The organism is Alitiscatomonas aceti, from assembly GCF_025567195.1.
In the GTDB taxonomy this organism is placed as follows: domain Bacteria; phylum Bacillota; class Clostridia; order Lachnospirales; family Lachnospiraceae; genus Alitiscatomonas; species Alitiscatomonas aceti.
This window is the reverse complement of sequence record NZ_JAOQJF010000006.1, coordinates 1-11,729: the sequence shown is the minus strand read 5'-3', so window position 1 is coordinate 11,729 and position 11,729 is coordinate 1. Positions and strand designations below refer to the sequence as shown.

The 11,729-nt window shown below is 50.9% G+C and carries 12 protein-coding genes and 1 pseudogene; all 13 read left to right on the top strand.

What is annotated here, in order from left to right; translation table 11 throughout:
- The first annotated feature begins 297 nt into the window (after positions 1-297).
- Positions 298-753: pseudogene (tnpA, locus tag OCV69_RS04155) on the top strand (IS200/IS605 family transposase).
- Between the two features lie 751 nt (positions 754-1,504).
- Positions 1,505-3,373, top strand: coding sequence for a polysaccharide biosynthesis protein (locus tag OCV69_RS04150; RefSeq protein WP_158358033.1), 1,869 nt, complete (start codon positions 1,505-1,507; stop codon positions 3,371-3,373).
- A gap of 19 nt (positions 3,374-3,392) precedes the next feature.
- Positions 3,393-3,572 carry a hypothetical protein gene (locus OCV69_RS04145; protein ID WP_262562991.1) on the top strand — a complete coding sequence of 60 codons (180 nt, stop codon included), beginning with the start codon at positions 3,393-3,395 and terminating at the stop codon, positions 3,570-3,572.
- A gap of 141 nt (positions 3,573-3,713) precedes the next feature.
- Positions 3,714-4,025: a desmoglein-4 gene (locus tag OCV69_RS04140; protein ID WP_158358035.1), complete on the top strand. Its 312-nt coding sequence runs from the start codon at positions 3,714-3,716 to the stop codon at positions 4,023-4,025.
- A 114-nt stretch (positions 4,026-4,139) separates the two neighbouring features.
- Positions 4,140-4,628, top strand: coding sequence for a hypothetical protein (locus OCV69_RS04135; protein WP_002569239.1), 489 nt, complete (start codon positions 4,140-4,142; stop codon positions 4,626-4,628).
- Positions 4,629-5,255: 627 nt separating this feature from the next.
- A complete protein-coding gene (locus OCV69_RS04130; protein WP_002594236.1) occupies positions 5,256-5,651 on the top strand; it encodes a plasmid mobilization protein in 396 nt (131 codons plus the stop codon).
- Entirely contained in the window at positions 5,623-7,248 is a 1,626-nt protein-coding gene (locus tag OCV69_RS04125; RefSeq protein WP_002594235.1) for a relaxase/mobilization nuclease domain-containing protein, read from the top strand. The genes OCV69_RS04130 and OCV69_RS04125 overlap by 29 nt, the downstream gene beginning before the upstream one ends.
- Positions 7,238-7,624 (top strand): cysteine-rich VLP domain-containing protein, encoded by a 387-nt coding sequence (locus tag OCV69_RS04120; protein ID WP_002594234.1) that lies wholly within the window; start codon positions 7,238-7,240, stop codon positions 7,622-7,624. The genes OCV69_RS04125 and OCV69_RS04120 overlap by 11 nt, the downstream gene beginning before the upstream one ends.
- Positions 7,625-7,754: 130 nt before the next feature.
- Positions 7,755-8,495: a replication initiator protein A gene (locus OCV69_RS04115; protein WP_002594233.1), complete on the top strand. Its 741-nt coding sequence runs from the start codon at positions 7,755-7,757 to the stop codon at positions 8,493-8,495.
- On the top strand, positions 8,492-9,346 hold the full coding sequence (locus OCV69_RS04110) for an ATP-binding protein (protein ID WP_002594232.1): 855 nt from the start codon (positions 8,492-8,494) through the stop codon (positions 9,344-9,346). Before OCV69_RS04115 ends, OCV69_RS04110 begins: the two co-directional genes overlap by 4 nt.
- Positions 9,343-9,537 carry a transposon-encoded TnpW family protein gene (locus OCV69_RS04105; protein ID WP_002594231.1) on the top strand — a complete coding sequence of 65 codons (195 nt, stop codon included), beginning with the start codon at positions 9,343-9,345 and terminating at the stop codon, positions 9,535-9,537. The genes OCV69_RS04110 and OCV69_RS04105 overlap by 4 nt, the downstream gene beginning before the upstream one ends.
- A gap of 127 nt (positions 9,538-9,664) precedes the next feature.
- A complete protein-coding gene (locus OCV69_RS04100) occupies positions 9,665-11,290 on the top strand; it encodes a recombinase family protein (protein ID WP_002594230.1) in 1,626 nt (541 codons plus the stop codon).
- 210 nt (positions 11,291-11,500) lie between these two features.
- On the top strand, positions 11,501-11,729 hold a 229-nt coding region (locus tag OCV69_RS04095; RefSeq protein ID WP_262562990.1), incomplete at its 3' end, for a DegT/DnrJ/EryC1/StrS family aminotransferase.

The window sequence follows — 11,729 nt, the reverse complement described above, 5'->3', positions numbered from 1 at the left end:
AGAATGGAGTCTGGATTCCCAGAAGCTGCTGGGAATCCGGGGGCCAGTGATAGAATGGAATAAAATAAGAATAAGCGGACGCGGTCCATGATGTTTTTTGATATCATGGGCCGCGTTTTTTGTTATGGACTTTAGTCTGTTGAGCCCATTGGAGTTTTTCGCTGATCCGAAAAATGGAGATGGGCGAAACAATCAACCACCCGCTATGCGGGTGCGCGTCGATTGTTATACAAAAAAATTACCTTTCCGTTTACAATAAAGTTGTTCAGGCTATATTGCAGAAAGGAAAGGTAATTTATGGCGAAGAAAGAACATGCACTCGCACATATAAAATGGATGTGCAAATATCATATCGTCTTCACTCCAAAGTATAGACGAAAAGTAATTTATAATCAATATAAAGAGGATATCAGAGAGATAATAAAGTAGCTGTGCAGTTACAAAGGTGTAGAAATTATTGAAGGGCATCTGATGCCGGATCATGTCCATATGTTAGTAAGTATTCCACCAAAGATAAGTGTATCGTCATTTATGGGATATTTAAAAGGAAAAAGTGCGCTTATGATATTCGATCGACACGCAAACATAAAGTATAAATTTGGAAATCGCCATTTCTGGGCAGAAGGATATTATGTTAGCACAGTCGGATTAAATGAGGCTACAATAAAAAAATATATCCAGGACCAGGAAAAGCATGATATTGCAATGGATAAGTTAAGTGTAAAAGAATATGAGGACCCTTTTAAGGGTTAATGCCAAGTAGTAACAATACCCCTTAAGGGGTAGCGACGAGTCAAGAGCAATATGGCTTGAACGGGGCTGTGGGAAGGCTGTGTAAACAGAATTCCCACAGCTAAAAGAGAAAGCCAGCGCCTTGAGACGCTGGCCTAGTAACAAGGGCTTATAGCCCTAGAGCAAACCACCCGTTGGACGGGTGGTTGTGATTTTACGTGGGCAGCGCGCCAAAGTCCGTGCTTGCATGAGACACTGGTGACGGTCGCGATAACCATGAGAAATTCGCGCAGCAAGTTTCGTATGGATATAGGAAAATATGTTCTGCGACAAAAAAGCGCCGCGGGAATTGCTTGGGGTGGAAGGGGCTTTTGTCACTGAAGCGGCCTGCCGCAGGCGGGAAAGCGCGCCGATGGGTTTCTTTCATATGTTATAGAAAGAATGTCTTATGTCAAAAAGCGCGCTGCGGGGATCGCTATCGGGCGAAAAAAGTTTGCCACTGAAGCGGCCTGCCACAGGTGGGGAGGTGGAAGGGGAGGCAGAGAGAGGCGGATGAATATATTTGCAGCTTGGGGGTGGGTTCAATGAAGACAGGAGTGGGAGGAAAATGTGGAGAGAATATTTTGAAAATATAAAATATACATACTATACATTATTTATACTATAAGAATTTTGAATAGTTTCGAGATAAAAAATAGGTACTTCCGACAAGGACGATTATGGGAAGTAAAACGGGTGTATCCCGTGAAAAAACGAATCCGAGGAAGATCTGATGTACGAATTTCTGGAAAAATACCTGCCCAGGGACAAGCGCGTCCGCATGGGCATCTTAATGACCGCAGACGTCCTTGCGCTCTGCCTGGCCTCTTTTTTAGGCCTTTTTGTCCGGTTTGACTTAAATATTTCTAAGATCCCGCCGGAATACGCCCGGGCGGCCCTGGAGTTCCTTCCCTATTATATCCTGGCCTCCCTGGTGATCTTCTTCCTGGCCCGGATGTACTCCACCATGTGGAGCGTGGCCGGGGTCCGGGAAGCCCTCCATGTGGTGGCGGCCTGCGGCCTGGCCTCCCTGGTGCAGATCGCCGGGATGGTGCTCTTGCAGCTTTCCGTGCCCAGGAGCTTCTTTTTAGTGTCTTTTGCGGCCCTCTGTGCCGAGGAGCTTGGGATCCGCCTCTCCTACCGGGTGGTGATCTCCTTATTCGGGAACCACAGCAGAAAGGCGGCAAAGCGGATCATGATCGTGGGCGCCGGGACCTCCGGCTCCGTGATCCTGAAGGAGATGACCACCAGCTCCCTGGTCAATGGCTGTGTAGTCTGCTTTGTGGATGATGACAAGAACAAGGCCGGGAAGTTCCTAAACGGCGTTCCCGTGGCCGGGAACCGGAACGACATCCCGCGGCTTGCCGTAGAATATAAGATCGATGAGATCTACATCGCCATCCCGTCGGCCTCTGCCAAGGAGCGGAAGGCCATCATCGAGATCTGCCGGGAGACGGGCTGCCAGGTGAAGATCCTGCCGGGCATCTACCAGCTGATCAACGGCGAGGTGAGCATCGCAAAGCTCCGGAACGTGGAGATCGAGGACCTTTTAGGCCGGGATCCCATCCGGGTGAACTTAGACGAGATCATGGGCTACGTCAGCGGAAAGGTGGTCTTAGTGACCGGGGGAGGCGGCTCCATCGGAAGCGAGCTGTGCCGCCAGGTGGCAAGCCATAACCCGAAGCAGTTAATTATCTTTGATATCTACGAGAACAACGCCTACGACATCCAGCTGGAGCTTAAGGAAAAGTATCCGGACCTGGACCTGGTGGTGCTCATCGGCTCCGTCCGGAACACCCACCGGATCGAGACGGTGTTTGAGAAATACCGTCCCGACATCGTGTACCATGCGGCGGCCCACAAGCATGTGCCCCTCATGGAGGACAGCCCCAACGAGGCCATCAAGAACAACGTGTTCGGTACATATAAGACGGCAAAGGCCGCAGATAAATATGGAACCAGCCGCTTCGTGCTGATCTCCACGGACAAGGCCGTGAACCCTACCAACATCATGGGGGCGTCCAAGCGGATGTGCGAGATGGTGGTGCAGATGATGAACGCCAGGTCAAAGACGGACTTTGTGGCCGTGCGGTTTGGGAACGTACTGGGGAGCAACGGGTCCGTGATCCCGCTCTTTAAAAAGCAGATCGAGCAGGGCGGTCCGGTGACCGTGACCCACCCGGATATCATCCGGTATTTCATGACGATCCCGGAGGCGGTGTCCCTGGTATTACAGGCCGGGGCCTATGCCAAGGGCGGGGAGATATTCGTCCTGGACATGGGGGAGCCCATGAAGATCCTGGACCTGGCGAAGAACCTGATCCGGCTGTCCGGGTACACACCGGATGTGGATATCCCCATCGTGTTCACGGGCCTGCGGCCCGGGGAGAAGTTATATGAGGAGCTTCTCATGAACGAGGAAGGGATGCAGGATACGCCCAATAAGCTGATCCATATCGGAAAGCCCATCGAGTTCGATATGGAGCGGTTTGAAGGGCAGCTGGAGGAGCTTTATGTGACCGCCAATGAGGACGGGGACGGGATCCGGGAGGATGTGATGCGGATCGTGGGGACGTATCATCCGGCGGGTGTAAAGGCCTGATATCCGTCCCATCGGGAGGATGAAAGATATTGGAGCTTTCCCAAAAGGCCGGGAAGCACTGTGGAAAATACAGTTTTCCGCCAGAAACAGGACCAGGAGCTTTGGAAGTATGACTGGGATAAAAGTACCGGATGGATCCGGAGCTTCATTCCCGGAGCCAATGCTCATGTGCGGTAAAGTAATAAAAAGATTTAGGTAGCCGCCTTAACTATTCCTAAATAAGATAATATGCACAGTATTTTCTCGTAAATAGAAAATAAATTATTGCATTTTACCAATTATTATGTTAAAATGACAATATAACAAAGAGCTATGTATTTTTAAGGAAAGGGAGGAACTTATGAATTTAAGAAAATCTATTTTAGCACTTTCAGTAGTAGCTGGAATTGTAGCTGCTCCAATGACTGTATTTGCCGCTCATACTCATAGTTGGGGTTCTCCCCAGTACTATGGATATGGATATGAAGATGAAATGCCTGGTATATATGATGACTGGGATAAATGTGCGACACGTCATGTATATAATTACAAACAATGTTTAATTTGTGGAGAAGTAAGCATTTATGAAGTTGAGACGATTGAAATGTCTCACAAATGGGTGAATGGTGCATGTGTATATTGCAACAAAGGTTACGCGAAAGAGATAAATTAACATAGTATCATTACCGGCAAGTTTATAATCAAAAAATAGAAAGCATTGAGAATATTTCAAAATTTCTTGAAAGTACTCTCAGTGCTTTCTTTGATAATATGAAAGGAGAAATAAATGCAAAAAAAACAACTTTCTGTATTAGTACTAATTATTTTATGCTTTTTATTAGGATGTAACAGAGAAACACCAAAAGATGAATCTCAACAAAATTATGAAGATGAATCTAATATTTCTAAAACAAATGGAGAAGAACTTGTAAATATAAACAGTGAATTGTTAGGTTCGACTCCTTTTGATATCCAAATCGATAAAACAGCATTGCAGACTAGAAAAGAAACAGAAACAGAAGTTACAATAAAGACAAATTTAACAGACTGGGGTTATACTGTTTCTTCTGAAAAAGGGAAAATATCTGATATAAATAAAAATTCATTCATATATATAGCACCTAAAGATGAGAGGGATGATACTATAAAAATACAATTATCGGACTATGAAAATGGCATATCATATGAATATACAATTCCACTTATTTTTGCGGGAAACAATGAACATTCTTTAGATAAATTCAAGGAAAATCTTTCAAGATTACCTAATAGTTAGTAAAGAGTCGATAGACTAAAGTACCACCATCCTCTTTTATTTCAACTGAATATCCATCCCGCCGCACCGCAGCGGCACATGAAGCAGTAAATCCGAAAAAGATTTGCTGCTTTTTTTGCGTCCATTTTTGGCAAATTTCCAAAAGTTCCGTATTAGACAGTGAAACCAAAAAAGGCTGCCATTTTTTTCAGACAGCGGGCAAAACGCAGCTTCCGAAACGCCTTATTGTCGGGAAAGACCGAGCCGCCGGAAAAGTTCTTGCCGGAAAGTCCGTCCATTCTGCTCTTTTGTGGTTTGTAGGGAGTAAGGGAAAAACGCCAGCCCGCAGCCTTTTATAAAAAAAGCTGGTTATAGATTTTCTGAAAAAGTGGCAGTAGCAAGTGAACGGCAGGCCGGCAGTTTCTTAGAGCAAGATTCTACCGAGGTGCCAAAATTCGCTTATCGCTCATTTTGCCCCTGCGGGAATCTTGTTGGGGAGTGCCTTCCCCAAACCCTGCTTATGCGGCTTGCGCCGCTGAAAAACCCCTCAAAATATTTTTCGGATTTTTCAAAAACAGTTCCGCTTCACACCCTGTTTTTCTCCTATTAGTGAGAGGACACCACGCACAGAAAGGAGGTCAACCACCTATGAAACGATACAACACGCCGCACCGCAGCCGGGTAGTCAAAACACGCATGACCGAGGAAGAATACGCCGAGTTTGCCCAGCGGCTTTCTGCTTACCACATGAGCCAAGCCGAGTTTATCCGGCAAGCCATAACCGGGGCAGCCATACGCCCCATCATAACCGTTTCCCCCATCAATGACGAGCTGCTTGCCGCTGTCGGGAAGCTGACCGCCGAATACGGGAGGATCGGCGGCAACTTAAACCAGATAGCCCGGACGCTGAACGAGTGGCACAGTCCCTATCCGCAGCTTGCCGGGGAGGTACGGGCGGCGGTTTCCGACCTTGCTGCCCTAAAGTTTGAAGTCTTGCAGAAAGTGGGTGACGCTGTTGGCAACATTCAAACATATCAGCTCTAAAAACGCCGACTATGGCGCAGCGGAAGCCTATCTCACATTTGAGCATGACGAGTTTACCATGAAAGCCACCCTTGATGAAAACGGGCGGCTGATACCGAGGGAGGATTACCGCATTTCTTCCCTCAACTGCGGGGGCGAGGATTTCGCTGTTGCCTGTATGCGAGCCAATCTCCGCTATGAGAAAAACCAAAAACGGGAAGATGTGAAAAGCCACCACTATATCATCAGCTTTGACCCACGGGACGGGACAGACAACGGCTTGACCGTAGACCGGGCGCAGGAGCTGGGCGAGCAGTTCTGCAAGGAGCATTTCCCCGGACACCAAGCCCTAATCTGCACCCACCCGGACGGGCATAACCACAGCGGGAATATCCATGTGCATATCGTCATCAACTCCCTGCGGATTTACGAAGTCCCGCTTCTGCCCTACATGGACAGACCAGCCGACACGCTGGAGGGCTGCAAGCACCGCTGCACCAACGCCGCTATGGAATATTTCAAGAGCGAAGTCATGGAAATGTGCCACCGGGAGGGGCTTTACCAAATCGACCTCTTGAACGGCAGCAAGGAACGGATAACCGAACGGGAATACTGGGCGGCAAAGAAAGGGCAGCTTGCCCTTGACAAAGAGAACGCCGCCAGAGAAGCCGCCGGACAGCCGACCAAGCCCACCAAGTTTGAAACGGACAAGGCGAAGCTGCGCCGGACGATACGGCAGGCACTTTCCCAAGCTGGCAGCTTTGACGAGTTTTCTTCCCTTTTGCTGCGGGAGGGTGTGACCGTCAAGGAGAGCCGGGGGCGGCTTTCCTACCTCACGCCGGACAGGACAAAGCCTATCACAGCCCGAAAGCTGGGGGACGATTTTGACAAGGCTGCTGTCCTTGCCCTGCTCACGCAGAACGCCCACAGAGCTGCCGAACAGACCAAAGCCATACCCGAATACCCTGCCGCAGTTAAAAAGCCGTTACAAGGGGAAAAAGCTGCAAAAACCACCCCGGCAGACAACACCTTGCAGCGCATGGTTGACCGGGAAGCCAAGCGAGCCGAGGGCAAGGGCGTGGGCTATGACCGCTGGGCGGCAAAGCACAACCTAAAGCAAATGGCAGCTACCGTTACCGCCTATCAGCAGTACGGCTTTTCCTCCCCGGAGGAACTGGACGAAGCCTGTTCTGCCGCCTATGCCGCCATGCAGGAAAGCCTTGCGTGGTTGAAGCAGGTGGAAAAGACGCTGAACGGGAAAAAGGAGCTGCAACGGCAGGTGCTTGCCTATTCCAAGACCCGCCCTGTCCGGGACGGGCTGAAACAGCAGAAAAACGCCAAAGCAAAAGCAGCCTACCGTCAGAAGCATGAAAGTGACTTTATCATAGCAGACGCAGCCGCCCGCTATTTCAGGGAGAACGGCATTTCCAAGCTGCCGAGCTATAAATCCCTGCAAGCAGAGATTGAAAGCCTTATCAAAGAGAAAAACAGCGGCTACAACGATTACCGGGCAAAACGGGAGGAGTACCGCCGCTTGCAGACTGTCAAGGGCAATATCGACCAGATTTTACGCCGGAGCGAGCCGCAGCGCAGAAAGGAGCAGAGCCATGAACGGTAATATCCCCCGCATGGACTACCGCCAGTACCGGGCAGCCCGCCGCCTTGTGCATGAGTGCTGCAACTATGACAGCGGGAACTGCCTGCTGTTGGAGGACGGCGAGCCTTGCGTGTGTGTACAGAGTATCAGCTATTCGCTGCTCTGCCGCTGGTTTACCGCCGCTGTCCTGCCCCTTGATGAAGCACTGGAAGCCGCCCTCTTGCGCCGGGGAAGCCGGAAACGCTGCGCTGTCTGCGGGGCGTTCTTCTTCCCAAAATCCAACCGGGGGAAATACTGCCCGGACTGCGCCGGACGCATGAAGCGGATAAACGCCGCCAAACGGAAGCGGAAGCAAAGGGAGAAATGTCACGCTTTAGGGCATTTCAAACCCGCATAAATCAAGGCTTTTTTGGAGGGTGTCAAAGGGTGCGTGATACATTTATCCTTTTCCCTTAAAAACGCCCCCTAAAAGCGTAACAGAACCCACAGACAGACACCACAAGGAGGTGAACCCTATCGCTGATTATATGACCGCAGGAACGGAGCTGCCCGCTTACCTGCCTTACCCCCGTTTCCTGCTGGAAACAGACCTATCCCACACCGCAAGAGAGTTATATGCGCTGCTGTTAGACCGTTCCACCCTTTCGCAGAAGAACGGCTGGCAGGACAGCGAGGGACGGACATACATTGTCTACCCCATAGCAGAGATAGCGGAAATGCTGGATAAAGGCTGCACCACCATAAAGGGCGCACTGAACGAACTGGACGCTGCCGGGCTGCTGGAACGCAGACGGACGGGCTTTTCTGCCGCCAACCGTCTGTATGTGAAAGTGCCGCCTATCCCAGTGGTACAGTTTTCCGACCAACTGACGGACGGAAAACCGCCCCTCATAAGGGCGGGAAACCGACCAACTGACAGCCGGAAAACTGACCTTATGACGGTCGGAAAACCGTCCCCTAACCAAACTAATATAAACAACCTAATAGAGAGCCAAACAAAAGGAGCGAGTGAGGGGCAGCCCCCCGCCGCTTATGGCAGATATAAAAATGTATTTCTTTCTGACACAGAACTTTTGGAGCTGGAACAGGACTTCCCCGGCAAGTGGGAGTATTACCTTGACCGCCTTTCCTGCCACATCGCTTCCACCGGGAAGCAGTACCAGAGCCATGCAGCCACCATTTACAAGTGGGCGCAGGAGGACGCTGCCAAAGAGAAGCCAAAGAAAGGCATACCGGACTATTCATTCAAGGAGGGAGAAAGCCTATGACCGATACAATCCACAACACCATACTGCCTATGACCGACACCACAGCCGAGCCGGAGGATTACACCGGGGAGGACGGGCTTTTATACTGCGGCAAATGCCGGAAACCCAAAGAAGCCTATTTCCCGGAGGGCAAGACCTTTTTCGGGCGTGACCGCCACCCGTCAGAGTGCGACTGCCAGCGGGCAGCCCGTAAGGAACGGGAAGCCGCCGAGAAGCGGCGCAGCCACCTTGAAACGGTGGAACGGCTGAAACGGCAGGGCTTTACAGACAAGACCATGCAGGACTGGACATTTGCCAACGATAACGGCAGCTGCCCGCAGATGAAGAACGCCGCCGGATATGTGGCACGCTGGGAACAGATAAAGGACGGGAACTACGGGCTGCTCTTGTGGGGCAGGGTAGGCACTGGGAAAAGCTATTTTGCCGGGTGTATTGCAAACGCCCTCATGGAGCAGGAAGTCCCGGTGTGCATGACAAACTTTGCAGCAATATTAAACGACCTTGCCGCCAGCTTTGCGGGCAGGAACGAATATATTTCCCGCCTTTGCAGCTTCCCCCTGCTCATCATTGACGATTTTGGAATGGAGCGTGGCACAGAATACGGTCTGGAACAGGTCTACAATGTGATTGACAGCCGCTACCGGAGCAGGAAGCCGCTGATTGTGACGACCAACCTCACGCTGGAGGAATTGCAGCACCCGGAGGACACCGCCCACGCCCGGATTTATGACCGCCTGCTTGAAATGTGTTCCCCTCTCTGCTTTACCGGGGAGAATTTGAGGAAAGCCGCCGCACAGGGAAAAATGGAACAGCTGAAACGGCTGCTTGCCGGAAAGGAGATTTGCCTATGACCGACACCCAGAGAAACAAACGCCCTGCCCGCCGCCCGGACTGCGTGACCGAAACGAGGATAGGCAACACAATCCTTGTGGTGTCTGGCTTTTTCAAGGAGGGGGCGACCGACACCGCCGCTGACAAGATGATGAAAGTGCTGGAAGCAGAAGCCGCCGCCGGATATTTGACCTGTGATAAGCCTGATTGAAAAACCGTCATTTTTACCGACCGTAAAGAAGCAGATTTGACGCTTTTGCCGCTATACAGACAGCCGCCCCATGTGGTACAATCAAGGTACGGAATAGTGGGGCTGGCTGTCGGAAACGGAGGAATTTATGTTAAGACAGACCACCCAGCAACTCATTACCGCCCTTTACCCAAGACTGTCCCATGAGGACGAGCTGCAAGGCGAGAGCAATTCCATTTCCAACCAAAAGAGGATTTTGGAAACCTATGCCAAACAGAATGGATTTTCTAATCTGCGCTGGTACACCGACGACGGTTATTCCGGTGCGAACTTTCAAAGACCCGGATTTCAAGCCATGCTTGCAGACATTGAAGCAGGGAAAGTCGGGACAGTTATCGTCAAGGATATGTCGAGGTTAGGGCGAAACTACTTACAGGTGGGAATGTACACAGAAATGATTTTCCCACAGAAAGGTGTCCGCTTCATCGCTATCAATGACGGAGTGGACAGCGCACAGGGGGAAAATGATTTTGCCCCGCTGCGGAACATTTTTAACGAATGGCTGGTGAGAGATACGAGCAAGAAAATCAAGGCAGTAAAACGCTCTAAGGGCATGAGCGGAAAGCCCATCACAAGCAAGCCCGTCTATGGCTACCTCATGGACGAGGACGAAAACTTTATCATTGACGAGGAAGCCGCCCCGGTGGTACGGCAGATTTACAGCCTTTGCCTTGCCGGGAACGGTCCGACCAAGATAGCCCGTATGCTGACCGAGCAGCAAATCCCCACGCCGGGGACGCTGGAATACCGCAGGACGGGCAGCACCCGCCGCTACCACCCCGGCTATGAGTGCAAGTGGGCGACCAATACCGTGGTTCATCTGCTGGAAAACCGGGAATATACGGGCTGTCTGGTAAACTTTAAGACCGAGAAGCCGTCCTACAAGCTGAAACACAGCATAGAAAATCCCCCGGAAAAGCAGGCGGTTTTTGAGAACCACCATGAGCCTATCATTGACCGGGAAACGTGGGAACGGGTGCAGGAGTTACGCAAGCAGCGCAAACGCCCCAACCGTTATGACGAAGTGGGCTTGTTCTCCGGCATACTCTTTTGTGCCGACTGCGGCAGCGTCATGTACCAGCAGCGATACCAGACGGACAAGCGCAAGCAGGACTGTTATATCTGCGGAAGCTACAAGAAACGCACCGCCGACTGCACAGCGCACTTTATCCGCACTGACCTCTTGACCGCTGGCGTACTCTCCAATCTGCGGAAAGTTACCAGCTATGCGGCAAAGCATGAAGCCCGGTTTATGAAGCTTTTAATCGAGCAGAATGAGGACGGGGACAGACGCAGGAACGCCGCCAAGAAAAAGGAGCTGGAAGCCGCCGAGAAACGCATAGCCGAGTTATCTGCTATCTTCAAGCGGCTGTATGAGGACAGCGTAACCGGGCGCATATCGGACGAGCGTTTCACAGAGCTGTCGGCAGACTATGAAGCCGAGCAGAAAGAACTGAAAGAACGTGCCGCCAGACTGCGGGAAGAACTTTCCAAAGCGCAGGAAGCCACCGCAAACGCTGAAAAGTTTATGAATGTGGTACGCAGGCACACTACCATTGAAGAACTTACCCCTACTCTGCTGCGGGAGTTTGTGGAGAAAATCGTTGTCCATGAAAGCGTTGCCCTTGACGGGAAACGCCGGGGCAAGTTACGCAGACAGGAAATCGAAATCTATTATTCTTTTGTCGGCAAGGTAGAACTGCCCGACACCTAACCGCCCGACCTATCCGACATACCTCATGTGCCGGATAGGAACGGCAAAATTTTTTACACTTCTATTACTTCTTTATCACACATAAGCAAAAGCGCAGGGAATCAAACAGTAAAAGAAAAACAGAAAGGCCCTGTTTCGAGGGCCTTAACCAGAAGAAAACATCCTGTGGAAACAGGATGTTTTTCTATTAAAAACAAGGGGGATGATCACATGTTCCGCGCAGAAGAACGGTTCGTGCCATTTGAAAAAAAGATCTGGCTCAGCTCGCCCACCATGCACGGGCCGGAGCTGGAATATATAAAGGACGCCTATGAAAAGAACTGGATGTCCACCGTCGGAGAGAATATCAACGAGGTGGAGCGCCTGGCCTGTGAGACCGTGGGGTGTAAGTATGCCGTGGCCCTGGCCACCGGCACCTCTGCCCTCCACCTGGCCGTGA